Source organism: Bradyrhizobium elkanii WSM2783, from assembly GCF_000472865.1.
Classification (GTDB): domain Bacteria; phylum Pseudomonadota; class Alphaproteobacteria; order Rhizobiales; family Xanthobacteraceae; genus Bradyrhizobium; species Bradyrhizobium elkanii_A.
This window is the reverse complement of the sequence record NZ_AXAP01000014.1, coordinates 33,843-60,448: the sequence shown is the minus strand read 5'-3', so window position 1 is coordinate 60,448 and position 26,606 is coordinate 33,843. Positions and strand designations below refer to the sequence as shown.

Below are 26,606 nucleotides of genomic sequence, written 5' to 3'. Positions count from 1 at the left end.
ATACGGTCGCCCTCCTGTTTGGGGAGGGCGACCGTATTGGATGGGTTTTGAAGTCGCGACGTGCCTGTCAGATACGGCAGGAGCGCCGAGACTCGAATGTCACAACGAAGACATCAGAATTGGAAAATTGGGGCGCCGCATATGAAGCCGATGTCGAAGCTTGCGGTGGTCGATCCACATGAGAAAAGCGAGACAATCCTCAGCCGCGCCATCGGCTGTTGCAAGATTCAGCTGCTGGCGGTGGGCCTGTTCAGCGGCGTGGTCAATCTGCTGCAGCTCACCATCCCGATCTACATGATGCAGATTTTCGACCGCGTGCTGACGACGCACAATGTCGATACGCTTCTCTATCTGTCGCTGATTGCGGGCGTGTCCATCCTGTTGCTGGCTATTCTGGAAATCTCGCGCAATCAGACCCTGCAGCGCGTTGCAACCTGGGTCGAGCAGAAGGCCGCGCCGGAGGGCTTTGCGAGAGCGATGGAGAGCGTGCTCGCCGGTCATTCCTATCGCATGGAGGCACTACGCGATCTCGCCATTTGCCGCGGCTATCTCGGCTCGCCTGCTTTGCTTGCCCTCTACGATCTTCCCTGGGTGCTGATTTTTCTCGCCGTGATCTTCGTCCTGCATCCGGTGCTGGGTTGCATCGCGACGGCAGGAGCGATCCTCCTTTTTATTCTCACCTTGCTGAATGAGCTGACCACGTCGCGACTGATGAAGGAGGCAAATGTTGCGGCGGCCAATTCGCAACGTCGCGCCGAGAGCAGCGCGCGCAATGCTGAAGTGATTGACAGCATGGGCATGTTGCCGGCGGTGATGCGCCGCTGGCAGGAGGCAGTGGCCGAAGTGCTGCCGCCGCAGCGGCGCGCGGCGCAGCGAGCCTCCGTTCTGCTGGCAATGGCCAAGTTCGCGCGCCTCTCGGTGCAGATCGCCGTACTTGGCGCGGGCGGCTATCTGGTGCTGCAGCATGAGCTGACATCGGGCGTGGCCGTTGCCGGCTCGATCATCATGGGCCGGGCGCTTGCGCCGGTGGAAATGCTGATCGGCGGCTGGAAGCAGCTTGTCCAGGCCCGGCAAGCTTTCTTTCGCTTGGAGCATTTTCTTCGCCAGCCTCGTCTTCGTCCGCCCGGACGGCCATTGCCGGCCCCGGTCGGCCGCCTGTCGGTGGAGCGTGTCACGTACGGCTTGCCGGGTTCGACGTCCCCGATCGTCAAAGGCGTGCAGTTCGCGCTGTCCCCAGGTGACAGTCTTGCCGTCATCGGCCCCTCGGCAGCCGGCAAGACCACGCTGATCAAGATGCTGATCGGCACGCTTGCGCCAAGCGCCGGCACCGTGCGCCTCGATGGCGCCGACGTCCATCGCTGGATGCGTGAGGATTTCGGCCGCTACGTCGGCTATCTGCCGCAATCCGTCGAGCTGTTCGAGGGTTCGGTATTCCGCAACATCGCACGGATGGGAGAGGCGACGCCCGAGCAGGTTTACCAGGCCGCGCAGCTTGCGGGCTGCCACGACATGATCTTGCGGCTTCCCTGCGGCTACGACACCGAGATCGGCGAGAACGGGCAGTATCTGTCCGGCGGGCAACGGCAGCTGATCGGCTTGGCGCGCGCACTGTTCCGTAGTCCGAAATTCGTGGTGTTGGATGAACCCAACAGCAATCTCGACGGCGATTCCGAGGCCAATCTGGCCGACACATTACGGAAGCTCAAGGCGCGCGGCACCACGGTGGTCCTGGTCTCGCACCGTCCGCGCTTGGTGCAGCATGTCGATCTGGTCTTGCTGATGCGGGATGGAGCGGCAGAAATGTTTGGGCCGCGGGCCGAGATCCTGAACCGCGTCGTTGCCCCGGCACCCGACGCCCGCCCAACATTCACCGAACCCCGCATCGCCAGAGCCGCCGTACCCGCCCGACGCGAACGGAACCGTGTTGCATCATGACCCGCGCTCTCACCTCTCCATCCGGGCGAGCCGTCGTCGCTGACAGCCACGGCCGATCGATCGCGTCGCCTGCGCCACCATTGATGGAGGCGCCTCATCCGTCAACACGCGGCGTGATCCTGCTCGGATTGATGGCCATGGCGGTCTTCATCGGCGGCTTCAGCGTCTGGTCCGTCTCCGCTCCGCTGGCGGAAGCGGCGATCGCGAATGGTTTGATCGAGGTCGAGGGGCAGCGTCGCGTCATTGCGAACCAGGAAGGGGGATCGGTTCAGGAACTGCTCGTGCGCGAGGGCGATCATGTGCTTGCCGGTCAGGTGTTGATGCGACTGAACGACGTGCAGGCGAGCGCGACGGCCGAGACGGCGCGAGCCGAGCGCTGGGCATTGCTTGCAAAATTGGCCAGACTGGATGCGGAGACAGCCGGAAGGAGCGATATAAGCTTTCCTGACGATCTGCTGGCAGCGGCGAGCGGGCAAGGCTTCGACGCCCTGCGCGCCGCCGATGTGGTCAGCGGGCAGCGCGCGCTGTTCGAAGCGCGTACGGTCAGCTTGAAAAGCCAGGTCGCCGTGCTGCGAGACCGGGTCGATCAGCAACTTGGCGTGATTGAATCGGCAGAACAGCAGCAGCGAGCCACCCGGCAACAGCTCGAACTGATACGGCACGAGGCCGAGATCAAGCAGGGGTTGTTGACAAAGGGCTTGGCGACGCTGTCCGTCGTGCTGGCCTTGCAGCGAAACCAAGCCGGATTGGAAGGGACACTGGGTGACCTGAGCGGACAGATCCAACGCGCGCGGGCAACGATCGCGGAATCTCGTTCATCCATGAAGCAGATTCAAGACCAGCGGCTACAAGATGTCCGAACGACATATGGGAGGCCCGTATCAGGCTGAACGAGGTGGACGACAAATTGCGCGCCGCGCAGGATGTCGCCGTGCGTCGCGATGTGGTGGCGCCCGAGGACGGCACGGTCCTTGGCATGAGGGTGTTCAACAACGGCGCTGTCGTCAAGCCCGGCGATACGGTCATGGAACTACTGCCATCGCGCGACCGGCTGGTGGCCAACGTGAAACTTTCGCCCAACGATATCGATGTCGTGTATCCCGGCCTTGAAGCACAGGTGCGTCTCCCCGCGTTCAAGCAGCGCCTCGTACCGTTCGTTGCGGGCCGCGTCACTTTCGTCGCCTCCGACGTCACCGCCGATGAGCAGACAAAAAGCAACTACTATAAAGTGCAGATCCTGATCGATCAGGACCAGCTTGTTCGTCTTCCCAACGTCCGCCTCACGCCGGGAATGCCGGTGGAGGCGATGGTGCAGCTTGGGGAGCGAAGCTTCTTCCGCTACATCACGCAGCCAGTTCGGGACAGCTTTCACCGCGCATTTCACGAGCAATGAGTGCGTGGTCTGCGCGAAGAGCGTGCAAGGTCGAGATTTCGAGCGATGGCGCCAAGAGCTGGAAGGATGCGCAGCCAAATCTGCCGGTATTGCCGAAGGCGCAAACGCGCTTTCAGATGGATTGGACCTGGGGCGGTAAGCCGACCAAGATCGTCAGCCGTGCGACCGACGATAAGGGCAATGTCCAGCCCGACCGAAAATCCTTTATCGGCGCAATCGGGACCAACGCAACTTTTCACTACAACGCGCAGCAGACCTGGAGCATTGAAGAGACCGGGAGGGTTCGAAATGTCCTCGACTAGCAAGGCACTCCTCACTGGCGCTATTGCGCTCGCGCTCGCTTCTCCCGTACTTGCATATGATTTCGGCCGTCCCGCGACACCCGGCGAGATCGTGCTATGGGATATCGACGTCAGGCCCGATGGCAAGGGACTGCCGCCCGGCAGCGGCACCGTGGCGCAAGGATTTCGTTATCAGGAGAGCATGCAATGTCCGCTGATGGATTGATCACGCTGCCCAGCAGCTTTGGCCCGGAAGAAACGATGCACCGGTTTGAAGCGGAGGTTCGTACCAGGGGCATGGCGGTATTTAGCCATATCGACCACAGCGCTGGCGCTGCTGCGGTCGGCCTGCCACTGCGGCCGACGAATCTTCTGATCTTCGGCGCGGCGAAGGCCGGCACTCCGCTGATGCAATCGGTGCAGACGATCGGCATCGATCTGCCGTTGAAGGCGCTGGTCTGGCAGGACGAGGATGGCAAGACTTTCCTTTCCTACAATGATCCGGCCTATATCACGCGTCGGCACGGTATCGGTGAATCCGCCAAGGCTGTCATTGAAGCGATGGCGGGCGTGCTGAAGGAAATGGCAGCAAAGTCGACAACGGTTCCTTGAGATCAGCGGGAGCCAACAGTGAGGCGCCCGCCATTCTGCGGATGTCTGCGCAGATGGCATCCGCACGGACACGCGCGGCTCAATAAGAAACATTACACGCGTAGCCAGTTAGGGACGGGTGACGTTGTCTCCAACCGTTCCTACGACAGGCGCCGGCATCGCGACACTGAATCCGATCCGGAGGTGCAGCCCGGCAACGTCGATCTGATCGCGCCGCTCGGCACCATCGACGCAGGCGAAGCCGGCATCCGCGTCTCGGGCAACGTCAATCTTGCCGCGTTGCAGATCGTGAACGCGGCGAATATCCAAGTCCAGGGCAGCGCGACCGGAATTCCGGTCGTGCAGGCACCGCCGGTTGCCGCGCTGAGCTCGGCGGGGAACGCCACTGCCGCCACTCAGCAAAGCGCCGCTCCAACGCAGTCGAACAACGACCGCCCCTCGGTGATCCTGGTCGAGTTTCTTGGCTTTGGCGGTGGCGACGGCTCTCCCACGCCGAATCCGAACCCCGAAAAGAAACGGAGCGGTGACGACGGGCGAGCCCAAAACCCTGATAGCGCCTACCAGGTGCTCGGCGCGGGCGAGATGACGATGGACGAGGCAAAGCAATTGATCGCCGAACGCCGCCGTCGGATGCAGCCATAGTCGGGTCGAGGCGCGGCATCCTGAAACGACGTCGCGCCCCGTCCTCGACGCGTACCATCGCATCCTTCAGGTTGAGCCGAGGTAGCCGGAGAACGTCTACGTTATCCGCTTTGGCGCGGCGACAAATTTTCCGCAACCGAGGTCGGTCGATGGCTTTCCGTAACACCCTTGGCGTACGCTAAGGGTGTTGAAGCTCGTGGGCCGGCGATTCCGAACCCGACGGGCGCCGTCGCTCACCGATCGCACGCCCGATTCGGAAATCCGGAAAACAGGATGATCCTGCTCAGCTACATCTATCGCTTCGTCTCCAATTTCGTGTTCCTGGCGCTGGTCTATTTCAGCCTCAACTTCATGGAAAAATACGAGCATCGCGCGCTCGTCGCGCTTCTGGTGCTGGTTTATGCCGCGATGCATGCGGCGTCCGCCTTGCGCTCGTTCTATTTCTTCCAGCGAATCGAACGCCTGGAAGGGGAGACGCGTCGGCTTGGGACGGCGGTGGTCGAGGGACCAAGTTCGACAGCCTCACGCAAGCAGATCGTCGGTGCCGTCACCGAGCTGCGTCATGCCGGCGAGATCAAGTCTTATATCGACCTGCTGTTCCTGGCGCTCGTCATTCTGCTCTGCATCGCCAAGATCGTGACGAATTGAGCGCCTGACGCTGTAGTCGCCGCGCCGCGCTCTTCAGCGCTTTGCGACCTGAAGTGCGCGTTTGTTCGGCTGCGCCTGCACGGCATGCTTGGGGACGCCACGACCCGCATGGCCTCCTTGCGGGTTCTGATGCACGGCATGCCGGGAATGCGGCGCCTGGCGTGCGCCAATGGTGCGGGCTCTCGCGGACATCGGCCCCATCGCATTGGCGGCTTCAGGAGATGCTGCCACCTGTTGCGGCCGTTTGGCGGGTGAATGCGACGCGAGCAACGTCACACGCAGGCCTTCGGGCATCCTGAAGACGGAGGAGGCGGGGACCGGCAGGGCCGGACCGCTGTTCTCGGAGACCCGCAATGGCTCCGGCCATGCCGTCTGCGCGGCGATTGTGGCGCGCGGGCGGCGTCCTCGATCGAACAGGCCTGGATCACGCCAATCCAGATTCGAGAGCCCGGGGGCGGGCAGTTCCTGCGTCTGGACGAACACGAAATTCGCAATCTTCGGCCAGCGCACCGTTGCGACGGTCTCGATCGGCGGGTGCAATAGCCATTGCACAGGTTCGGTTGGCGTGGCCGGCTGCTCCGGCGTCGCCGGCACCACATGGACGATCCGATAGCCGCGCGCCTTCAACTCCTGCAGGATTTTCGGCAGCGCCGCCACCGTGCGCGGCTGGATGTCGTGCAACAGCAGAATGCCTTTGCCCTTCTCCTCCAGCCGCTGGATTGCGAGCTCGTAGACGCGCGCCGGAGGGATATGGCGCCAATCGTCGGCAACGAAATCGGCGCTCCAGTTCTGGATCCCACGCGAGGCCAGATAGGTCTCGACCGCTTCGGCGCGCAGCAGCCCTGGAATGCGGAAGAAGGGCGCGAGCTTGCTCGCGTCGCCAAGCGCGGCCACCGTCGAGGCGATGCCGGCATCGACCTCCTGCTTGGCCTGCTCGATCGACATCTTGTTGAAGGTCAGCGGATGGTTCTGGCTGTGCGTGCCAACGGTGTGGCCGGCGGCGACGAGCTTGCGGACTCCCTGCGGATTGGCTTTGGCCTGACTGCCGATGATGAAGAAGGTCGCCTTCACGCACTGGCTGGCAAGAATGTCCAGCACCTGGTTGCTGTATTTCGGCAGCGGGCCGTCATCAAATGTCAGCACCACTTCGTGATCGTCCAGCGGCAAGGTCTCGGCATATTGCATGGTGCCGATCCGGGGATGCTCGCGGGGATCGACCACCAGCGTTCGCGAGGTGCCGAGCGCATCAGGGGGACAGTCAGCCGCGATTGCGGACTGGCTGCTCGCGCCGATCAGAATCAGCAGAGAGAGGGCAGTCCATGACCGCTTCCAAAATCCCTCGCCAACGCTACCGATCATAACACCCTGGCTGCATTCTCTTTGTCCGACGCCGAATCCTTACAGGCGGCGTCATGAACGCTACCTCAATGCTATGTAACCCACAGCTGTCCTTTGGTTCAATGTGTTTGATCCGACACGGTTTTCGAGCCCGGCGGCACGATATGCACGATCCTGTAATTGTGATCGCGCAGATAGCGCAAGAAGGCCGGAAGCATCGCCGCGGTCTGCGTCTTGGGATCGTGCAGCAGGATGATTCCCTTGCCGGCGGCGTTCAGGCGCCCGGTCAGAAGCTTCAGCTCCTCCTGCGGCGTCATCTTGTTCCAGTCGCTCGCCCAGAGGTCGGCGCCGAACACGGCGATGCCGCGCTTCTCCAGGTTCGCGAGCGTCTCCGGCGACATCTCGAAATAGGGGAAGCGGAAGAACGGCGTGCTCGGCGTCGTGGTCGCGCGCCCATGCAGCGCCGTTTCGACGGCGGCAATGCCCTTGTCGATCTCGCCAATGGCATCGTCCGGCTTCATATATCTGAGGTTGTGATGCGTCCATGTATGATGACCGATCGTGTGGCCGAGTGCCGCGATCTGGCGGACCAGCTCCGGATGCTCGGAGGCCGGCTTTCCGATCATGAAGAAGGTCGCGCGCACGCATTCGTGAGCGAGTGCCGCGAGGATCTTACGGTCGGTTGATGGCCATGGCCCGTCGTCGAACGTCAACACCACCTCGTGATCCTGCAGGGGGAGCGTGTCCGGAAAGCTCTTGGTGCCAACGCGCGGATAGCTCGCGGGATCGACGGTCAGGACGCGCGATGTTCCGAGTGCATCCTTGCGCGGGCATTCGTCGGCGGCGTGCGCCGCGCCGCTCCACGCGAGCAGGGCAAGAATGGCTGCACCGAACGATCTCATAAGCACACCTGTTCTTCGCGGTTGGCGATATTTGGCATTGCGCGGGACGCAGCCGATTGGGTAATGCGTGCGGCGATAACTCAGACGAGTTCCTACCTTCTGTCAAACGGTGAGGCGCGGCATGGCCGAGAATATCGACGCTGCCCATCCCGCCGAAGCATCCATCCTCGATCGGTTGCCAATGCGGGACGAAGAGGGGCAGCTCCGCCACGAATTCGTCGAAAATATCGCGAGCGCGATCCACACTGCCGACCGGCCGTTCCTGTGCGAGGTGGTGGCGGAACTTCATGAGGCGGATCTCGGCGATCTCATCGCCGCGCTCGCGCCGGAAGACCGCGTCAGCCTCGTCGAGATCACCGGCACCGATTTCGACTTCTCGGCACTGAACGAGGTCGACGATGCGGTGCGCGAGGAAATCCTCGAAGAGCTCGAGCCGGAGACCGTCGCGGAAGGTGTCCGCGAGCTGGAATCCGATGATGCGATCGAGCTTCTCGAAGGTCTCGACGAGGAGGACAAGGAGGAGATCCTCGACAGGCTTCCGCCGTCCGAGCGCGCTGAGCTCGAGCGCAGCCTGCTGTATCCAGACAACTCCGCCGGCCGGCGGATGCAGACCGAGTTCATCGCGGTGCCGCCCGCTTGGACGGTGGGGCAGACACTCGACCACATGCGCAACACGCCGGACCTGCCGCACCGGTTCTACGAGATTTACGTCGTCGACGGCGACGGGCACTGGCTGGGCGCCGTACCGCTCGACGTGCTGCTGCGTTCCCGCGACCCGGAGCCGCTCACCGACCTGATCGATGAAGATCGCCGCCGCGTCTCCGCCCTGGAGGACCAGGAAGAGGTCGCGCGGATGTTCGGCAAATACAATCTGGTGGCCGCGCCCGTGGTCGACACCACAAACCGGCTGGTCGGTGTCATCACCATCGACGACGTCGTCGACGTCATCGAGGAGGAGGCTGACGAAGATCTGAAGGCGCTCGGCGGCGTCACCCGCCACGAAGAGTTGTCGGACAATGTCTGGACGATCGCGCGAGGGCGATTCAATTGGCTGCTGGTCAACCTCGCGACCGCCTTTCTTGCGTCCTCGGTGCTCGGCCTGTTCGAAGGCCAGCTCGAAAAGATGGTGGCGCTTGCGGTGCTGGCGCCGATCGTCGCCAGTCAGGGCGGCAATGCGGCGACCCAGACCATGACCGTCGCGGTGCGCGCGCTGGCCACCCGCGAGCTCGGATCCTACAACGCCGCCCGGGTGATCCTGCGCGAGATCATGGTGGGCCTCGTCAACGGTCTTGCCTTCGCCGTCATCACCGGCATCGCCGCGGTCGCCTGGTTCAAGATTCCGGGTCTTGGCGTGGTGATCGGGCTCGCCATCGTCTGCAACCTGGTTGCCGGTGCGCTCGGCGGGATTTTGATCCCGATGGTGCTTGAACGGGTGCGAGCCGATCCGGCCGTTGCGTCCGGCACCTTCGTCACCACGATCACGGACGTGGTTGGCTTCTTCTGCTTCCTCGGCATCGCCACTTTGTGGTTCGGCCTGAACTAGCGCCTCGCTTAGCGTTAATCGGGCCTTAAGTCGGTTCGCCCACAATGCGGCTTTCCGGAGCAGACCATGAAGCGCCTGCGGCTGAAAGCGGATGGACGGATCGTCGAGCTGCGAGACGGGCAGGAGTTCCCGCTCGCGCCCGAGACGCCGACCGGGTCGCTCACGGTGCGCGACCTGCGCCGCCGATCGCATCTGACCCAGCTCGAATTCGCCGCCAAACTCGGCGTGCCCGTGGAGACGATCCGCAATTGGGAGCAGGGCAAGCGAGCCCCGCGCGGACCGGCACGGGCGCTTCTGGCGGTCATCGCCCATTCGCCGGAAACGGTATTCGCTGCGCTGGCGACAGAGGCCTCTGCGGCGTGAGTTGGCAGCGGAGCTGCGGCGGCCCATAGTGGGCGCATGAACATCATCGAAGCCAATGGCGCCAGGATCCCGGCGATCGGGCTCGGCACCTGGGAACTGCGCGGACGCACCTGCGCGCGGATCGTCGAGCAGGCGCTCAGGCTCGGCTATCGCCACATCGACACCGCGCAGATGTACGACAATGAGCGCGAGGTCGGCGAGGGGCTCCGCGCATCCGGCGTGAGACGCGACGACGTCTTCATCACGACCAAGGTCTGGACCACCCATTTCAGGCCCAACGACCTCGAGCGCTCGGCCAAGGAAAGCCTGGCGCGGCTGCGGCTGACCGAAATCGATCTCTTGTTGCTGCACTGGCCGAACCCGCAGGTGCCGCTGGCGGAAACGGTGGGTGCGCTGGCGCATGCCAAACAGCTTGGGCTCGCGCGCCATATCGGGGTGTCCAACTTCACGGTCGCCTTGATCGAGGAGGCGGTGGCGGCCTGCGCGGAGCCGTTGGTGTGCGACCAGGTCGAGTATCATCCCTATCTCGATCAGGCGAAGGTGAAGGCCGCCTGCGCCCGGCACGGCATGGCGGTGGTCGCCTATAGCCCGATTGCGAAGGGCCGCATCCGGAACGACCGCGCATTGGCGCGGATCGGCGACCGCTATCGCAAGACGGCGGCCCAGGTCTGCCTGCGCTGGCTGGTGCAGCAGAATGTTGCCGCGATCCCGCGGACATCGAAGCTCGAACGGCTGTCCGAGAACATCAACGTCTTCGATTTCGAATTGTCGGAGGACGACATGAGCCTGATCTCGGCCATGGGCGGCGCCTCCGGCCGCATCACCGATTTCGGCTTCGCGCCGAAATGGGATTGAGACACCCCTCGATTGCCCGCTATGCTGATGACGGGCAGGGGGCTCAAACCTGATCAGTTGCGAATGAACCTGCGGGAGCTCATTCCTGTGGACGTGACGGCGTCGGCGGTTGCGCACGTGTCCGTGCTGGCCCTGGTGCTGCTCCTGTCCGAAGTCCATCCGTTTGACGTCGTGGCGGCTGACACCGTCCCGGTCGATATCGTCACGCCGCAGGACATCGAGAAGAAGGACATCGAGAAGAAGCCCGAACCGACCCCGTCGCCGTCGCCTTCTCCGTCACCATCCATCGATCTGTCTGCGCTCCAAGAGCCGCCTGTAAGCACGCCGCCTCCACCGGCGCCGCAGCCCGCAGCGCCGCAGCCGGCAGCGTCGCCGCCGCCCCACCAGAACCAGCCGGAACCGGCGGAATCAGATTCGGTCCGGCCGCAAGCCGCGGCAACACCGGCGGCCGCCCCAGCCTACACGCCGCCGGAGCCTGATCTCTCGATCAAATACAATGTCCAACTCGGCCTGCCGCCGGCCCTTCCGCCGATCGCGGCGCCAGCCCCGGCGCCGGTCGCGCGCTACGGTGGCAAGGTGGACGATGATTTCGATGCACCGGCCGTCAGAGCCGCCGACCTCAGTCCGAGCGTCGTCGCCGAGTTTCGCCGCCATCTCAAGACCTGCTCGAAGCTGCCGGCAGCGCTAAAACCTTCCGACGACGTCAAGGTCACGCTGCGTGTGTTCATGACGCCGCAGGGGACGCTCGCCGACGAGCCGTTGCTGATCGAGGCGAGCGCGTCCGAGAAGGGACCGGTGTTGATGCGTGGCGCGATGAGTGCACTGGAAGCGTGCCAGCCCTACAAGATGCTGCCAGCGGATCGCTATGGCGAGTGGAAGGTGCTCGATCTCAGCTTCACGCCGCAGGACTTCGCTTCGTAGCCGCGAAGCCAATGTCGTCGACGTCACGATGCGAGTTGGACGGCCGCGCCGCGCTGTGGCAAAGTAGCAATTCAACCGGATCCCCCGCACATGTTGAAGCTCGTCATCGGCAACAAGAACTATTCGTCATGGTCGATGCGGCCGTGGCTGGCGCTGCGCGCCAACAACATCGCGTTCGAGGAAGTCTTCATACCGCTCTACACCGATAAGGCGGACAAGGATCGGATCCTGAGTTTCTCGCGTGCCGGCAAGGTGCCGACGCTGATCGATGGCGATGTCACGGTCTGGGATTCGCTGGCGATCATCGAATACCTCGCCGAGAAATATCCGGAAACAAGGCTCTGGCCTGAGGATCGCGCGGCCCGCGCCCATGCGCGCTCGGTCTCCGCGGAGATGCATTCGGGCTTCATGCCGCTGCGCAATGAATGCGGCATGAACCTGCATCGCCCGATCCGGGCGATTCCGTTGTCGGACGACGCTCGCGCCAATGTCGCGAGGATTCAGGAGATCTGGGCAGACTGCCACGCGCGCTACGGCAAGCAGGGGCCGTTCCTGTTCGGGGCGTTCTCCGGCGCGGATGCGATGTTCGCTCCAGTCGTGCATCGCTTCCGCACCTATGCGATCCCGGTGAAGCCCGAGGCGCAGGCCTATGTCGATGCGATGATGTCGCTGCCGGCATTCCAGGAGTGGACGCGCGACGGGCTTGCCGAAACGCTCGTCATCGAGCGGTTCGAGACCGTCTAACCCGGCCGACCCAGTTCGCAGTCATGCCTCGTCCTTTCCGGCGGCCGCCTCCCATGCGAGCCCGGATGGCGGGCTGCCCTTAGGTGGCTGGATCGCAGGAATCCGCACTTTCGCCCATTCTCGTCGTGGAACGCGGCCGACTCGCTCGTGGGCCTTCTATCCTGCTGAAAAATATACGAATTTCGTGCGTTTGCTGGCCCCCGATCCTGCTGGATTTCGGGGCCGTTGGTGTGCTAACTTGACGCGGGGTTCTCAATGTTGGCCGCCGCTGTGGGACCAAAGGCAGCGCGCCGACGATCCAAGAAAATGGAGAGGGCGTTGAAGCACAAGTACGGCGTTGGAGAGACTGTCTATTTCACTGCGAGCAACGTGTCTCGTCCGGCCGCTACCGGGACCTATCAGGTGGTCCGGCTGCTGCCGACCGACGGTGACGATTGCCAATACCGCATCAAAAGCTCGACCGAAGCTTTCGAACGGGTCGCCAAGGAAAGCCAGCTCGCCCTGTCCTGAAGAGAGCTGTGCGCAAGCACCCGGTAGGCGCGGTTCCCTGATGGGTCGCCGTCAAAAGGCCCCGTTCGCAGAACGACTCTGCCGAAGGCCGAATGCCCGAAAGGAGGCGTTCGCCTTTGGCGACTGTGTTTTAGGCTGCGTTGAGGGACATCGCGCATGAGCTGGGTTTCTTCGCTGGATCATATCTGGCGCTCCGCGACTTTTCCGATGTGGCTGACGCTGGCCGCCGCAGGATTTTTTGGGGTGATCCTGTTGATCACGCTGTTGCGCGCGGAGAAATCCGTGGCCAACGGCGCGTTGACGGTCATCACCTTGCTTGCGATTGCGGTCGCTGCTGCCTCGACCATTCGTGGCTTCGATTCCGGTAATCGGCTTGCTTCCGCTGATGCGCGATCGGCGCAGCCGGTCGTCGCGGCGCCAGCCGCGCTCGCCTGCATCGATGACCTCGCGGGCGATGCCGTGCTGAACGCCTGCGAAAAGGTGTTATTCGGTTCCGCCGACTCTGCGGCTGCCGCGGTCGCCTATGCGGCTTCCCAGATCTCTCGCCTAACTTCATTGGGGGATATTGCGACCGCCGAGCGCAACACATCGCCCGAACTGCAGGCGCTGCGTCGCGCGGTCGAGCGGGACCGCTACGGGCTCATGGCCTATGTGCTCACTGTGCGCGACCATTGCACGCCGGCCTCATGCGCGGCGTTCAGTTCGCTCGGGACCACCCAGCAGATCGTGTCCAATATGGACGAGCACCTCTATGAGAACCTGATCACCCGTTACGCGCCGTCGTGGAACGCGCCCGCGCCTGCCATTGCGGCGGGGGCCGGAGCAGGGGTGCTCGGAGCACTGCCGCCGTCGGTCCCCACCGGCAAACCTACCAACGCCGAATTTCCGTCGGCCGCGAATACCCCTCCGATCAGCATCATGACGCCTGAGCCCGCACCGAAGCCGGCGGCGGCTGCGGCGGCCACCACGACCGCAGCTCCGCCTGCGTCGCGTCCCGCGCCAGCGGCTTCGCCCGCACCGCCGGCCGCTGCCAAGAAACAGGCTGTGGCCAAACGTCCGCCGGCACCCGCGCCGGTGCCGATCACGCCGCCACCACCGGCGTCCACAGCCGCTCCCGCAACTTCGGACGAGTGATCTTTTCAAAACCGGAGCCGGCGGCTAAAGCGAAACGATCATGCCGCTTCATCTCATCAAGCTCGCCGTTGGTTGCGACTCGGTCAAGGAACTCAAGACCTGGGTCGCCGAGCGGATGGCGATCGCGAAGAAGAAGAGCTTGCCGCAGCGTCACATCCACATCACGCGGATGACGCCGAAACGGGAGGAGGAAATCCTTGCCGGCGGCTCGCTCTATTGGGTGATCCGCGGCGAGATCGCCGCGCGCGAGAAGATCATCGCGATCGAGCCGTTCCGCGACAAGGACGGCATCGGCCGCTGCCGCATCGTGATGCAGCCCAAGGTGATCGCGGTATCGCCGCGCCCGATGCGCCCCTTCCAGGGCTGGCGCTATCTCACCGCCGATGCCGCGCCGCCCGACCTGACCAAATCGGCCGCTTCCGGCGTCGCGGCGATGCCCGAGCCGATGCGGCGCGAACTGCGCGATCTCGGATTGCTCTAGATTCTTGTTTTGACGCGTTTTCTTCACGCGAACCGGTGTCCACTTCGCTCGAAAACGCTCTAAGGCGCGGCCGCCCTAAACCGCGATATTGTCGATCAGTCTCGTGGTGCCGAGCCGTGCGGCCACCAGCATCCGCAACGGGCCGTCCTTGATCGAGGCGATCGGCGCCAGCGTCTCGGCGTGGCGCACTTCCAGATAGTCGAGCTTGAAGCCGGCCTTCTCGATCAGCTTGGCGCCGCCGGCGACAGCCGGCTTGATCGCTTCACCGGCACGGATCCGGCGGGCGGTTTCCTTCATGACGCGATAGAGTTCAGGCGCCACGCGCCGTTCTTCGGGCGAGAGGTAGACGTTGCGGGATGACATTGCGAGCCCGTCGCGCTCGCGCACAGTTTTCGAGCCGATCACCTTGACGCCGAGGTCGAGGTCTCGCGCCATCTGGGTCACGACCCGCAACTGCTGAAAGTCCTTCTCGCCGAAGATCGCAAAATCCGGCCGGCACTGCGTGAACAGTTTGCCGACGACCGTTGCGACCCCGCCGAAGAAATGCGGACGGAAGCGGTCTTCGAGGCCGACGGTGGCGGGCCCCTCCGGCGCGATCCGCGTGGCAAAGCCATCCGGGTACATCGTCTTGACGTCGGGATGCCAGATCAGGTCGACCTTCTCGGCGGCGAGCTTTGCGACGTCGTCCTTCCATGTACGCGGATAGGAGCCGAAATCCTCTGATGGCGCGAACTGGGTCGGATTGACGAAGATCGAGACGACGACGCGCTGGGCGCGTCGCTTGGCAAGGCGTACCAGCGACACATGCCCGTCATGGAGAGCTCCCATGGTTGGGACCAGTGCTGTCATGGCCTTTCTTCCGCGCAAAGCCTCGACGGAGCGGCGCAAGGCAGGGACGGTGCGGACGACCACGGGACTTCGCGACATCTGGATTCAATCTCTTGGGCTGGTTCGGGAAGGTCTGGTCGGGCGAGACGGGCTTGGACTCGCTCGATGAGGCGGGCACCCGACCATACCAAGGGGAAGGCGTCGACGCCAAGGCGGCAGGCGGGCGCACCTGACCCGCTTGGCGACCTTAAGCGATTGCGGGCTGGCATCTCCCGCGATGGATTCATGATCAAGGAAGACAGTCGGCTGCTCCTTGAGCGCATGGCGCATTTCACTTGACCGTCGAAGCGCCCGATTTGAAGATATCAAGGGGATCAGGTCATGCTGGTACAGGCTAGTCAGGCGCAATCCGGCTCCGCCCATGTGGTGGTGCTTGGCAACGAGAAGGGCGGTTCGGGCAAATCCACCACCGCCCTGCACATCGCCGTCGCCCTAATGAAGGCCGGCCAGCGGGTCGCCACCATCGATCTCGATTGCCGCCAGCAGAGCTTTACCCGCTACATCAATAACCGGCGGGCCTGGGCACGGCGCACCAATCTCGGCCTCGAAATCCCCGTGCATCATTGCATCAAGTACGGCGAGACGATGCAGATCGCGGAGAACGAGAACGCCGAGTTCCAGCAGTTCATGGCGGCGATCAGCGCGGTCGAGCGCAATTTCGATTTCATCGTCATCGATACGCCGGGCACGGACAGCCACCTGATGCGGCTCGCCCATTCGATGGCCGACACGCTGGTCACGCCGATCAATGACAGCTTCCTTGACTTCGACGTGCTGGGCACCATCGATCCCGTCACCTATTCGGTGACCGGCGAAAGCCATTACGCCGAGATGGTGCGCGACGTCAGGCGCAAGCGGCGCCAGGTGGACGGCACCACCACCGACTGGATCGTGGTCCGCAACCGCCTCTCGATGCTTGGGTCGCGCAACAAGCAGCTCGTCGCAAGCGGCCTGAAACAGTTGTCGCTGCGGCTCGGTTTCCGCTCGATCGACGGCTTTGCCGAGCGCGTCGTGTACCGGGAATTCTTCCCGCGCGGCCTGACCGCGCTCGACGATATCGACGAGCAGACGCTCGGCACCCGGCCCAGTATGGGCCACGTCACGGCGCGCGAGGAGGTGACTGGCCTCCTGCGCCAATTGAAGCTGCCGCTCGACGAGCGCGGCCGCCGCCGCGCGGCCAACCGGGCCGAATGGTTCAGCCAGGTCGACAAACCGCTCGAGCTCCACGACATCATCGCGACTTGAGGGGGCGGCTCACGCCGGCTGCAGGATCGTCATCTTGAAAGGGCCGCCATTGGCGGCCGCGTGCGCCACCGCCTCGTTGACGTGGTCAAGGTCGAAGGTGGTAACCTCAAACAGGTCGAGCGGCAGCAGGCCCGCCCGGATCATGCCAACGAGACCGAGCGTTGCTTCCGGCGGATACATCCATACGCCGTGGATGGTGATGCATTCGCGCATGATCCAGGGGTAGGGCAATTCGAGGCCTGGGCCACCCAGCATCCCGACGCCGCCCATAAGCACCACGCGCCCGTAGGGGCGCACCGTCGTGATGGCCGCGCGCACCGTGGTTGCACTGACCGAGGGCGGCATCAGGTCGATCACGCAATCGATCGGGCCGTCAGCCGCCTCGCGCATCCGCCGGCGATCGTCCTCCTCATTGCTGGAAAGCCGGACCGGGCGCACCCTGTGGCCGAAGCGACGCGCCAGGTCGGCGAGCACCCTTTCATTGCGCCCCGGCGCCACCACGCATCTCGCGCCCATGGCGAGCGCGACCGCGACGGCGGCGCTGCCGAAATTGCCGGTGGCGCCGCTGACCAGCACCGTCTCCCCCGCCTGCAGTCTTGCCGCCAGGAAGCCGCCATACGGCACAAGGCATGTGCCGAGCGCGCACCAGGCTGGCGCGTGGACCGCATCGATCGTGCCGATGCGCTTGACGTTCTCGGTTGGGACCAGCGTCTGCTCCGCGAATGAACCGTGGCGGAAGTGCCGCTGCAGCCGCAACCCGCCTTCGCCGCGCGCGCTCCAGCCTTGCAGGGTAATGTCGGGCGAGATGGCGTCGTCGCGGGAGCGGAAGGTCGGGTCGCAATAGACCCAGTCGCCCACGGCGAGGTGCGTGGCGTCGGACCCCACCGCGCGAACCCTTCCGATCGCGCCGGGTCCCGGCACGGCCGGCAACTCCAAGAGATAGTTTCGTTCGCCGCTGAAGACTTCGTTGGCATAGGACAGTACGCGCGTCGCCACGACGTCGACCACGACTTCACCGGTGCCGATCACCGGGTCGGTAACGGTTTCGATCGCAAGTGGCGATCCAAATGATCTCAAAACAGCAGCTTTCATGGCTCTTACCCCGCTTGAGACTGCATCATCGAAGCGCCTGTCCTGGGCAACAAGACCTGGTATTATCCTGGGATCAAGAGTCCCTCCTTTCGTCGCAGGAAGAGTCCCATGGCAGATGCCCGGCAAAGCGAACTCGGCGATTTCCTGCGCTCGCGGCGGGAGAAGCTGACACCAAAAACTGCCGGCATTCCGATCGGACGACGCCGTCGCACGCCCGGCTTGCGCCGCGAGGAGGTGGCCGAACTCGCCGGCATCGGCGTCGATTGGTACACGCGGCTCGAACAGGGCCGCAGCGTCAGCCCTTCGCTGACGACGATCGACGCCTTGGCGCGAGCGCTACGGTTGACCAAGGCCGAGCACGCGCATCTGCGGGCGCTGATCCGCGACGCCGATCGGCGGCCGTTCATCCCGGAGGTGGTGCCACCGGCGATCCGGCGCACGATGGAGAGCTTGAACCAGCCGGCCTATATCACCGGGCGGCGCTGGGACATTCTGGCCTGGAATGATGCCGCAGAACAAACCTTCGGCTTCAGCCGACTTCCGCCGGCCGACCGCAACGTGCTCATCTGCATGCTGACCAATGAGGCGACGCGGCGTCTGTTCGGTCCATCATGGGCCGACGAAGCCCGCCGGATGGTGGCCCAGTTTCGCGCAAGTCACGATCTCTGGGCGGGCGATCCTGCCTTTCGCGACCTGCTCGCTCGGCTGCAGCACGGCTGCCAGGAATTCGCCCAATGGTGGGGGGCGCACGATATCAAAAGCAGCGTGTCCGGCCGCAAAGTGCTCAGCCATCCCAAGAGGGGCCGCCTGGCCTACGAATATGCGAGCTTTCAGGCCAATGACGACCCGGCGCTGAAACTTACCATCTACACGGCTGCCTGAACCCGTGTGACTACGGGGGAGGGTCCAAAGCCGGGAACAAACTTCAAAATAGGCCGTTTTATTACAAATGTATTGAGCGCCTAGACCCGAATTTCGCAGGCGCCATCATAAGGTTAGGAGGAAAGCCAAATCCCACAGCTACTTGTGCGTATGCACAAGGATTAGGTGCATCGCACAACGATCAGGCGGTCAACACACAACATTTGGACTTCCCGTCACGTCGCTGTGACATATATCATCCACACGGACCGTCAGAGTCCGGACAAATGGGATATAGCGCCAGAGGCGGGCGCGCCGAGGACGAATATGAAACGTGGAATTACCGTTCTGCTTTCACTTACCGTGCTTGTTACTGGCGCGTATTTCACCGCCAGCAAGTGGGCTATCCGTCACGAGACACTCAAATTCTATGATCCGGCGCGGGACAATCGCCTCGTTCCCGTCGACGTGGCCGTGCGCTGGGACAAGGAGATGCAGGCCAACGCCGGCATGATCACCCTGCCGGTGGCGATCCTCAACCACGGCAACACCGTCAAGAACACCGAGTATTCGTTCCTGACCAACATCTTTGCCGCGCGCGGCTATCTGGTGATCAGCCCGCAGCACGACCTGCCGACAGACCCGCCGATGGTGACCAAGGCCGGCGAGCTCTATGTCGGCCGCTTGCCGCAAATCCAGCGCGGCGTGGCCAATATCCACTTCGCTATCGACGAGATGAAGAAGCTCCAGCCTAACGCCGACTATGCCAAGGTCACCATGGTCGGACACTCGATGGGCGGCGACATCTCGATGTACTTCGCCAAGCAGTATCCCGACGAGATCAAGAAGGTCGTGACGCTGGACAATCTGCGCGTGCCGTTCCTGACCGACGGCAAGTTCAAGATCCTGTCGTTCCGCTCGAAGGATACCCATTTCAAGCCTGATCCGGGCGTCGTGCCCGATGATGAGGAGTGCGAGAAGTCCGGTATCACCGTGGTGAACACCAACTTCCAGCACAACGATATGCGCGACACCGGCCCGGACGTGGCGAAGAACTCGATCCAGGCGATGCTCGACAAGTTTCTGGTCGATAGCGACAGTGAGGTGGCGCCGGTCGACACCAGGAGTGCGCCGCCGAAGATCCTCGAACCGGGACCGGTCTCGCTCTACGTACCGGATCCCTCGACCAAGAAGGTCCAGAAGACCGAGACCGAGAAAGATCGCTCGGCCGTACCAAACTGACCTCTGGCCCCAATGCTCGGCGCATCCCGCGCGCGCATTGACGCTTTCCTGGTCTCGGCCCACATAATCCTCGCAGCAACGGCGAGGATTCATGGCTGGCGAACCGACCAAACCGAAATCCGGTAACGACATCGCTGCGCAGGCGGCCGAGGCCCGCAAGTTCGGTCGCTTGCCGGAAGCATCTCCGTCCAGCTCCGACGATATCGCCGCCTTCGTCGCCAAGGCGCGCGCGATGTCGCCGCATCAGGCCAGCGGGCGTGGAAGGCTGATTTTTGCACTCGACGCCACCATGAGCCGGCAGCCGACCTGGGACATGGCCTGCGCGCTGCAGGCGGACATGTTTCGCGAAGCCGCTTCCCTGGGCAGCCTGGATATCCGCCTGGTCTACTACCGCGGTTTCAACGAATGCCGGGCGACTGGCTGGATTTCCGACAGCGCTCACCTTGCCAGATTGATGGGCAAGATCGATTGCCAGGGCGGCAATACTCAGATCGGCAAAGTGTTGTCGGAGACGCGCCGCGAGGCGGTCGCCTCCGGGGTGCGGGCCGTGGTGTTCGTCGGCGACGCCATGGAGGAGTCCGTCGATGATCTCTGCACCAAGGCCGGCGAACTCGGGCTGCTCAAGGTACCCGTCTTCACGTTCCAGGAAGGCGGCGACGCCACCGCCGAGCAGGCGTTCCGCGAGATTGCGCGGCTGACCGGCGGCGCCTATTGCCGCTTCGATCCGGGTGCAGCGGCGCAATTGCGCGAACTGCTGCGGGCCGCTGCGGCCTACGCCGCCGGCGGCCGCGAGGCGCTGCTGCAGTTGTCGAAAACCGCGAGCGGTGCGGCCAAGTTGATCGGCCAGATGAAGTGACGGTGGTCGCCGCGTCGCCTGACAGCGCATGGCGGTGCACCAGCCAGGCTGGGTCGTTGTGGGCTTGGTTCGCGATGCTTTTCCTCGCCGCCGCGATTATATTGCGCCCATGCCAACCCTGATTGCCGGCGTCGTCGCCGTTGTCACGCTTTATCTCCTGCTGCAGATGTTTCGGGCCGCCAACCCGGCGATGATGGCGCGCGCGATCAAGATCGTCGGCGGCGTGTTGTCGCTCGCGGTCGCCGCCTATACCGGAATCAGGGGCGAACTTGCTGTCGCGATCCCGCTCGGGATCTTTGGCGCCGGCCTGCTCGGCTGGTCGCCGAACGTGCTGGGCAATTTCGGCAGCATCTTCGGCGGCACGCAGCGCTCCGCCGGACAGAGCTCGCGCGTGCGCTCGAAATATCTCGACATGAGCCTCGACCACGACACCGGCGCGCTGTCGGGCCAGATCGTGGAAGGACCGAATGCCGGCCGCTCGCTCGACGAGTTCGACCTTCAGGGATTGCTGGCGATGGCCGCCGGCTTCGACGCCGAAAGCGTCACGTTACTTGAAAGCTATCTGGACCGCCGGTTTCCCGCTTGGCGTCAGGACGCGCAGCGCAACGGGGCAGGGGGGCAACGCCGCGCGGCGCCGGGCGACAAAATGACGGAAGAGGAGGCCTACCAGGTCCTTGGCCTGCAGCCGGGAGCCTCGCGTGACGAGATCAGCCGGGCGCACCGCACTCTCATGAAGAAACTGCATCCCGACCAAGGGGGGTCGACGTACCTCGCTGCCCGTGTAAACGAGGCCAAGGATACCTTGCTTCGCACGCATTCTAGCTAACTCCGGCACGCTACCAACGCTACAAACCGAGAGTTGCCGCTGCTTCTCTGTGCTGACGCGCCCTGTCTCGCCCGCCGTTGTCCAGCGTGGTCGATCCCCTGTTCTCGAAAGCTTAACCGTAAATCCTTGCCGAGAAGTTTTCGCGAGGGAACAAGTGGCCGCGGCTGCGACAGGCCGACGCAAAAAAGCCGGCGCTGGTGGGCGCCGGCTTTGCGATTTTACGATCGGGCCGAAAGATCAGTTGCGGATGGTGATGCAGGAGATGTCGGCGCGTTTCAGCGTCCGGCACGCCGCCTCGGCCTGCTCGCGCTCGAGGCCGGCAAAGCGGGCGCGATAAAGCTTGCGGTTATCCTTGCCGACGACCGGCTCGGTGAAGGGATCGGCCTTGCCGAGGAGGCCGCGCGACTGGTTGCGCGCAAGATCGATGCGCTGGCGCGCCTCGTCCTCGCTTTCGAGTGCACCGACCTGGATGATCCAGCCGGTGTGCACGGCAGGCTGCGTGGGCTTGGCGACCGCGGCCGGCGACACCGCTTGCGGCTGGAGCGCGGCGACCGTCTGCGGCGAGGAGGTGGGCTGCTGCAGGCTCGACGCGGGCAACACACCGAGGATGCCATTGCCGGTGCCGAACCCGGCAGGCTGCGGCGGCATTTCGGCTCTGGCTGCGGACCTTGCGACGTCGGTCTTGGCGACGTCGGTCTTGGCGACGTCGGCGCTTGCCACGACGGCGCTGGAGGTCTCGGCGACTTCCGGACGGGGTGGGATCGCATTGGTGACCGGTGGTGCCGGCTGGGATGGCGCGGCGGAGGCGAGCTTGGTGCCGCCGGCCTTGACCTGAACCGTCTTCACCTTGACCGGCTTCATCGGCTCGGCCGAGCCGGGAATGATCGCCATCGGCTGGCTCTGGATCACGCCGTTGGTCAGGGGCGCGGGTTCGGATTTGGGCTCCGGCCTCGCCGCTGGCTCAATCTTCGCTGGCGGCGGGGGAAGGGCGGCGGCCGCTGCGGCCATCAGCGATGCCTTTGCGGCCGGGCGCGGGGCCGCCGGCGTGAGCGCTGCCATTGCGGGTTCAGCGGAGGCGGCGGCGCCGGAAGTGACCTGCGCCGGCTGGTCGTTGCCGCGCGACGGCGTATCAGCTTCCGCGATATTGGTATTGCCGTCCGCGACGTTCTTCTCGGTGATGGCGGCGGCGGTGCGGATCGTTGCGCCCTTCTCGAGGTTCTCGGCGAGCAGGCTGCGCATGATGGCGTCGCGCGAGCCGCCGCTGCGGCCACCCAACACCACGCCGACCAGATGGCGGTTGCCTCGGCGCAGCGAGCTGACGAGATTGAAGCCGGAGGCGCGGGTGTAGCCGGTCTTGATGCCGTCGATGCCCTCGACCTTGCCGAGCAGGTGGTTGTGATTGCGGATCGACTGTCCCCGATAATTGAACACGGTGGTCGAGAAATACCGATAGTAGCGCGGGAACCGATCCTGGATCGCGCGGCCGAGGGTGGCTTGGTCGCGCGCGGTCGTCACCTGCTCATCATTGGGCAGGCCTGATGCGTTGCGGTAGACCGTCTTGCTCATGCCGAGCGAACGGGCCTTCCGCGTCATCATCTTGGCGAAATCATCCTCATCGCCGCCAATGGCTTCGGCGATCACGACGGCGGCGTCATTGGCGGAACGCGTCACCAGGCCCTTGATGGCGTCTTCGACCCTGATGGTCTGGCCGGGCCGGAGGCCAAGCTTGGTAGGAGACTGCTCCGAAGCGTGCTCCGATACCTGCATTTCCGTATCCAGCTTCATCCTGCCGGCTTCGAGGCGCTCGAACAGCAGATAAAGCGTCATGATCTTGGTCAGCGAGGCCGGGTGACGAAGACCATCGGGATTGTTTGATGCCAGCACCGAGCCGGAATTGCCGTCGACGATGATGGAGGAGAATTGGGGGCTATAGCTGTCGCGATCCACCTGATGAGAGCGCACGTGATGGCGGTGGCGAGAGCGACGCGCCTCGGCGCTCTCGCTGGAGATCAGGATCGCTGTGGTGAAGGTGATGAGCCCGAGAACGCCAACTCGCAAGACACGCGAGGAAGCGAAGGTTGTACGAAGCATTTACTTCCCCGTCCCAATTTCTATCTTGATCACCGGCCCGTGGGGCAAAATTGTGCCCGCCGGGCCGCTGACATCACCCTGTTCGACGATGGCTTCCGGAAACGAGGCTCCGGTTGCATCGGCCGGCCAGGGTCGCTGTTCTGGCTAAGATGCTGTTCACAAACAGTTTTCAGGCTGCTTGTCGGAAGATGAACCCGTTCGGGAATCAAGGTTAGGCCTGCCGAGTTTCCAAAAGCTTAATTAAGCGTTGCGTAAAGACCCGGGGTTTTCGGCATATTCGAACAATTTGTGCAATGCACAATATCGCTTGACTTGATTGTGCGCCGCACTAGTTTGACGGCGCGTTCGGGGAGTCGGCTCCGTGCCGACAATGGGTTTGCGCAAAAAGTCTTGGGAAAGGATTCCAATGGTCAAGGTTGAAGACATTCAGAACTACGGAAAAGAGCAGATTGAGACGATCACAGCTTCGGCGAACAATCTGCAGAGCGGCGTCCAGGCGATCGCGACCGCCTATGGCGACTACGCGAAGAAGTCGTTCGAGGACACCAAGTCGTTTGTGGAAAAGCTGTCCGGCGTGAAGTCGCTCGAGAAAGCGCTGGAAGCCCAGACCGAATATGCCCGCTCGGCCTACGAGACCTTCGTTGCCGAATCGCAGAAGATCGCCGGCCTCTACAGCGACTGCGCCAAGCAGACTTTCAAGCCGTTCGAGGGCCTGGTCGCTAGATTCAACCCGACGCATTAATCGGCGCTGCCTTAGTTTCCAAACGAAAAGCCCGGCCTTTGGCCGGGCTTTTCTGTTCGTCGAGGGGACGGTAGCTACCGCGCGACACGCAGCTTGGACAGCGAGTTCCCGATCGAAGTGAAGGCCGTCATGATCTGGGTTGAGGACGTCACGGTTGAGAATTTGTCTGAGCTGCTGGCACAGTACTTCAGAATTTGGGATGTTGGATCACCACTGGTATTCACGTGCATCGTATAGATGGTGATGCCCTGACCCTTGATGTTGTCGCACTGAATGCGCTGGCGGGCGTCGATCTGGCCATTAAATTGGACTTGGCCGTTTCCGTATGATGGCCAGCGGTCCTGGGTGTTCAGACCGTCGGACATCACGATCAGGACCTTCTGATAGGTGTAGTTGGGATCCTCGGCGGGTGCATTGAGCGGCGCGCCTTGGGTGAGGGACTGCCATCCCCACGCGATTCCGATCGGCTGATTGGTGCCGCCATTGGGTACGAGGGAATCGACCTTGTTCTTCAGGGCGGCAAAATCATAGGTGAGTGGCATCAGTTGGGGCGGGCATGCGTTATACTGATCGGCGTAGAACCGAGTGGACGGGAGAGAAGTGTTGATGGTTGGTGTGGTATTCAGCGTATCGTAGTCCTGGTCGCGATCCGTCACGCAGCCGTTCCAGGTGGTGTGATTGTTCGTCTTCCAGGTCTTGCCGGCGGCGGTGCAACTGCTGCTGTCCTTATAGGAGGTGTTGCTGCAGGTCCCATTGACCGCATCCCACTCGCTCCAGTTGATCCAGGGTTGATTGTAGTTGCCGGGACCGGCATTGACCTCCTTGGCGAACGGAACGAGCGAGATGTAGACATCGCCTGGATTCTTTGCGAGCGCAGCGAGCTGATCGATCAGGGCCTTTGCGGCAGGCTTCAGGGCGGCCATTTTGCCGTCGTACTGCATCGAACCGGTCACGTCGAGTACCAGTGCAACCCGCATCCGTACCGTGCCCCAGAGAGAGGTGGAGCTGAGGTTGAAGCCGAGAGTGTCAAGGCTCGCGAACTTCAAGAATTCGGTATTTACGCTGCCGGAGCCATCGACCTTGATGGTCGAGCCGTTTCCGGTATTCTGCGTATAACTCGCGTTGATCGTCACCGATTGGGCATCGGGGTTAGTGTAGAGCGCGGCGAAATATTTCCGCGCCGTCGTGGTGACGTCCGAGGTCGATATCCTGCCGTCGGTCAGATCTTTCGCCACCATCAGCGCCGTCGAGTCGAGCGCCGCCTGCATCGAGGAGCGGGCGCTGTTGGCGCGGGAATAGTCGATCGCGGCACCGACGAGGGTGATGATCGGAACCGCAGCCAAGGCAAAAATTACCGCTATATTCCCTTCATCCGCGCCGGCGAACCGGCGGGCCGCTGTACGAAGGCGGTCGAAAATGGCTGTAACGGACATGGCGTTCACCGCAATCTGGTTGGTGCCGCCATTTCTCAGTGCGCCGCTAAATAGGTGGTAAACCGGTCCTCATAAAAACGGGTCAAAGCCAAGGCAAAAGCCGAACGACGGGGACGAAAGCGGACCTATTGTCAATGGTCGCTAAACGAGTAGTCGGCTTCCTTTGTCAAACCCGCCAGAAACGATTAACCTTCGCATGAGCGTCGAGACCCGGGAGTCGGGCCGGCCGGCCCCGTGTGAGCCACGCATCTGTGCTTGCAGCGGGACAAAGCCGGGCCCATATTGCCTTTTGCCGACCCAGCAAAGGGTCGGACCGGGAAACGGCGATCTCTCGAGCGTGCTGGAAGTTCCGTGACGACTGTTTTCGGCGTTGCGCAACCTCCAAGTGCGTTGCGTGTTTCCTTTGGGGATGTCGAACGCCTGAGCCATGTCGCAGACAGTTTTTGCAACCAATTCGCCCATATCGGCGCTTGCCGCGCCATCAGCGCCCCGGATGAGCAACGATGAGGGCCGTAGTGGGGGGACCACCGGAGGTCCGTCCACTTCGGTCATTACCAAGGTCAAGCCGAAGACCAAGCGCCCGAATTTGTACCGCGTCCTGATCTTGAACGATGACTACACTCCGATGGAGTTCGTCGTTCATGTCCTGGAGAAGTTCTTCAACAAGGACGCGGAAGCGGCGACCAAGATCATGCTACACGTCCACCACCATGGCATCGGGGAGTGCGGGGTTTTCACCTATGAGATCGCCGAGACCAAGGTGACCCAGGTGATGGATTTTGCGCGGAAGCACCAGCATCCGCTGCAATGTGTGATGGAAAAGAAGTAACGCGGGCCCAGCGTCTAGCAGACCCGCCACGAAGCGGAACGGGTCTTGCATTTAATTCGCCTGATGGAAGCGCTTTGCCCGATGGAAGCGGATGGTGTTCCCGCTGACTGGAGGGATGTGGCTCTCGGTCGCGGCGCCTGTGCTCGATTGGCTGACCGCTGCGCGAAGCCGGGCTTTCGCCACGATCGTGCGTGACTAT

29 protein-coding genes are annotated in these 26,606 nt (G+C 63.1%); 23 read left to right on the top strand and 6 right to left on the bottom strand.

Annotation, left to right across the window (positions count from 1 at the left end; translation table 11 throughout):
* The first annotated feature begins 141 nt into the window (after nt 1-141).
* The 8 genes from YY7_RS51615 to YY7_RS0115030 all read left to right on the top strand — a co-directional run bounded on the left by YY7_RS51615 (nt 142) and on the right by YY7_RS0115030 (nt 5,511).
* The gene (locus YY7_RS51615) at nt 142-1,935 is read left to right on the top strand and encodes a type I secretion system permease/ATPase (RefSeq protein ID WP_210164696.1); all 1,794 of its coding nucleotides are present in this window, start codon (nt 142-144) and stop codon (nt 1,933-1,935) included.
* The gene (locus tag YY7_RS51610; protein ID WP_155255178.1) at nt 1,932-2,825 is read left to right on the top strand and encodes a biotin/lipoyl-binding protein; all 894 of its coding nucleotides are present in this window, start codon (nt 1,932-1,934) and stop codon (nt 2,823-2,825) included. The genes YY7_RS51615 and YY7_RS51610 overlap by 4 nt, the downstream gene beginning before the upstream one ends.
* A gap of 17 nt (nt 2,826-2,842) precedes the next feature.
* The gene (locus tag YY7_RS51605; RefSeq protein WP_155255177.1) at nt 2,843-3,328 is read left to right on the top strand and encodes an HlyD family efflux transporter periplasmic adaptor subunit; all 486 of its coding nucleotides are present in this window, start codon (nt 2,843-2,845) and stop codon (nt 3,326-3,328) included.
* Nucleotides 3,325-3,630, top strand: a complete 306-nt coding sequence (locus YY7_RS0115050; protein WP_028163993.1) for a hypothetical protein — start codon at nt 3,325-3,327, stop codon at nt 3,628-3,630. Before YY7_RS51605 ends, YY7_RS0115050 begins: the two co-directional genes overlap by 4 nt.
* Complete coding sequence (locus YY7_RS0115045; RefSeq protein ID WP_028163992.1) at nt 3,617-3,835, top strand: hypothetical protein; 219 nt, start codon at nt 3,617-3,619, stop codon at nt 3,833-3,835. Before YY7_RS0115050 ends, YY7_RS0115045 begins: the two co-directional genes overlap by 14 nt.
* Nucleotides 3,817-4,221, top strand: coding sequence for a DUF302 domain-containing protein (locus tag YY7_RS0115040; RefSeq protein ID WP_028163991.1), 405 nt, complete (start codon nt 3,817-3,819; stop codon nt 4,219-4,221). Before YY7_RS0115045 ends, YY7_RS0115040 begins: the two co-directional genes overlap by 19 nt.
* Before the next feature lie 183 nt (nt 4,222-4,404).
* Nucleotides 4,405-4,863, top strand: a complete 459-nt coding sequence (locus YY7_RS0115035) for a filamentous haemagglutinin family protein (protein ID WP_028163990.1) — start codon at nt 4,405-4,407, stop codon at nt 4,861-4,863.
* Between the two features lie 273 nt (nt 4,864-5,136).
* Complete coding sequence (locus YY7_RS0115030; RefSeq protein WP_028163989.1) at nt 5,137-5,511, top strand: hypothetical protein; 375 nt, start codon at nt 5,137-5,139, stop codon at nt 5,509-5,511.
* 33 nt (nt 5,512-5,544) lie between these two features.
* On the opposite strand, the gene YY7_RS51600 is transcribed toward YY7_RS0115030, so the two are convergent.
* Together YY7_RS51600 and YY7_RS0115020 are read right to left on the bottom strand one after the other, a co-directional pair.
* Complete coding sequence (locus YY7_RS51600) at nt 5,545-6,870, bottom strand: polysaccharide deacetylase family protein (RefSeq protein WP_051396710.1); 1,326 nt, start codon at nt 6,868-6,870, stop codon at nt 5,545-5,547.
* 98 nt (nt 6,871-6,968) lie between these two features.
* Nucleotides 6,969-7,751, bottom strand: a complete 783-nt coding sequence (locus YY7_RS0115020; protein ID WP_035690144.1) for a polysaccharide deacetylase family protein — start codon at nt 7,749-7,751, stop codon at nt 6,969-6,971.
* A 121-nt stretch (nt 7,752-7,872) separates the two neighbouring features.
* On the opposite strand from YY7_RS0115020, the gene mgtE reads away from it, so the two are divergent.
* The 8 genes from mgtE (at nt 7,873) to YY7_RS0114980 (ending at nt 14,302) form a co-directional block, all read left to right on the top strand.
* A complete protein-coding gene (gene mgtE / locus YY7_RS0115015; RefSeq protein WP_028163987.1) occupies nt 7,873-9,294 on the top strand; it encodes a magnesium transporter in 1,422 nt (473 codons plus the stop codon).
* 66 nt (nt 9,295-9,360) lie between these two features.
* Nucleotides 9,361-9,657, top strand: a complete 297-nt coding sequence (locus YY7_RS0115010) for a helix-turn-helix domain-containing protein (RefSeq protein WP_028163986.1) — start codon at nt 9,361-9,363, stop codon at nt 9,655-9,657.
* A 36-nt stretch (nt 9,658-9,693) separates the two neighbouring features.
* Nucleotides 9,694-10,512 (top strand): aldo/keto reductase, encoded by an 819-nt coding sequence (locus tag YY7_RS0115005; protein WP_028163985.1) that lies wholly within the window; start codon nt 9,694-9,696, stop codon nt 10,510-10,512.
* A gap of 63 nt (nt 10,513-10,575) precedes the next feature.
* Nucleotides 10,576-11,433, top strand: a complete 858-nt coding sequence (locus tag YY7_RS0115000) for a hypothetical protein (RefSeq protein ID WP_028163984.1) — start codon at nt 10,576-10,578, stop codon at nt 11,431-11,433.
* A 90-nt stretch (nt 11,434-11,523) separates the two neighbouring features.
* The gene (locus tag YY7_RS0114995) at nt 11,524-12,177 is read left to right on the top strand and encodes a glutathione S-transferase family protein (protein ID WP_028163983.1); all 654 of its coding nucleotides are present in this window, start codon (nt 11,524-11,526) and stop codon (nt 12,175-12,177) included.
* Between the two features lie 306 nt (nt 12,178-12,483).
* Nucleotides 12,484-12,687, top strand: a complete 204-nt coding sequence (locus YY7_RS0114990; protein WP_130231764.1) for a hypothetical protein — start codon at nt 12,484-12,486, stop codon at nt 12,685-12,687.
* Between the two features lie 156 nt (nt 12,688-12,843).
* Nucleotides 12,844-13,821, top strand: coding sequence for a hypothetical protein (locus YY7_RS0114985; protein ID WP_028163981.1), 978 nt, complete (start codon nt 12,844-12,846; stop codon nt 13,819-13,821).
* Nucleotides 13,822-13,861: 40 nt separating this feature from the next.
* On the top strand, nt 13,862-14,302 hold the full coding sequence (locus tag YY7_RS0114980; RefSeq protein WP_028163980.1) for a DUF1489 family protein: 441 nt from the start codon (nt 13,862-13,864) through the stop codon (nt 14,300-14,302).
* A 75-nt stretch (nt 14,303-14,377) separates the two neighbouring features.
* Here the strand turns inward: YY7_RS0114980 and panC are convergent, their stop codons facing one another.
* Nucleotides 14,378-15,229 (bottom strand): pantoate--beta-alanine ligase, encoded by an 852-nt coding sequence (panC, locus tag YY7_RS0114975; RefSeq protein WP_028163979.1) that lies wholly within the window; start codon nt 15,227-15,229, stop codon nt 14,378-14,380.
* A 282-nt stretch (nt 15,230-15,511) separates the two neighbouring features.
* Between panC and YY7_RS0114965 the strand changes: the two genes are divergently transcribed.
* Nucleotides 15,512-16,435, top strand: a complete 924-nt coding sequence (locus YY7_RS0114965; protein WP_028163978.1) for a division plane positioning ATPase MipZ — start codon at nt 15,512-15,514, stop codon at nt 16,433-16,435.
* 9 nt (nt 16,436-16,444) lie between these two features.
* On the opposite strand, the gene YY7_RS0114960 is transcribed toward YY7_RS0114965, so the two are convergent.
* Nucleotides 16,445-17,527 (bottom strand): zinc-binding dehydrogenase, encoded by a 1,083-nt coding sequence (locus YY7_RS0114960; protein ID WP_028163977.1) that lies wholly within the window; start codon nt 17,525-17,527, stop codon nt 16,445-16,447.
* 108 nt (nt 17,528-17,635) lie between these two features.
* On the opposite strand from YY7_RS0114960, the gene YY7_RS0114955 reads away from it, so the two are divergent.
* The 4 genes from YY7_RS0114955 to YY7_RS0114940 all read left to right on the top strand — a co-directional run bounded on the left by YY7_RS0114955 (nt 17,636) and on the right by YY7_RS0114940 (nt 21,312).
* Nucleotides 17,636-18,409: a helix-turn-helix transcriptional regulator gene (locus YY7_RS0114955; protein ID WP_028163976.1), complete on the top strand. Its 774-nt coding sequence runs from the start codon at nt 17,636-17,638 to the stop codon at nt 18,407-18,409.
* 306 nt (nt 18,410-18,715) lie between these two features.
* The gene (locus YY7_RS51595) at nt 18,716-19,630 is read left to right on the top strand and encodes an alpha/beta fold hydrolase (RefSeq protein ID WP_051396718.1); all 915 of its coding nucleotides are present in this window, start codon (nt 18,716-18,718) and stop codon (nt 19,628-19,630) included.
* 91 nt (nt 19,631-19,721) lie between these two features.
* Entirely contained in the window at nt 19,722-20,486 is a 765-nt protein-coding gene (locus YY7_RS0114945) for a hypothetical protein (RefSeq protein WP_028163975.1), read from the top strand.
* 109 nt (nt 20,487-20,595) lie between these two features.
* Entirely contained in the window at nt 20,596-21,312 is a 717-nt protein-coding gene (locus YY7_RS0114940; RefSeq protein WP_028163974.1) for a DnaJ domain-containing protein, read from the top strand.
* Nucleotides 21,313-21,549: 237 nt separating this feature from the next.
* On the opposite strand, the gene YY7_RS0114935 is transcribed toward YY7_RS0114940, so the two are convergent.
* Nucleotides 21,550-23,403: a serine hydrolase gene (locus YY7_RS0114935; RefSeq protein WP_028163973.1), complete on the bottom strand. Its 1,854-nt coding sequence runs from the start codon at nt 23,401-23,403 to the stop codon at nt 21,550-21,552.
* Nucleotides 23,404-23,809: 406 nt separating this feature from the next.
* On the opposite strand from YY7_RS0114935, the gene YY7_RS0114930 reads away from it, so the two are divergent.
* The gene (locus YY7_RS0114930) at nt 23,810-24,145 is read left to right on the top strand and encodes a phasin family protein (protein WP_028163972.1); all 336 of its coding nucleotides are present in this window, start codon (nt 23,810-23,812) and stop codon (nt 24,143-24,145) included.
* Between the two features lie 74 nt (nt 24,146-24,219).
* On the opposite strand, the gene YY7_RS0114925 is transcribed toward YY7_RS0114930, so the two are convergent.
* Entirely contained in the window at nt 24,220-25,578 is a 1,359-nt protein-coding gene (locus YY7_RS0114925; RefSeq protein ID WP_028163971.1) for a TadE/TadG family type IV pilus assembly protein, read from the bottom strand.
* A gap of 493 nt (nt 25,579-26,071) precedes the next feature.
* On the opposite strand from YY7_RS0114925, the gene clpS reads away from it, so the two are divergent.
* Nucleotides 26,072-26,407: an ATP-dependent Clp protease adapter ClpS gene (clpS, locus tag YY7_RS0114920; protein ID WP_028163970.1), complete on the top strand. Its 336-nt coding sequence runs from the start codon at nt 26,072-26,074 to the stop codon at nt 26,405-26,407.
* The last annotated feature ends 199 nt before the right edge of the window (nt 26,408-26,606 follow it).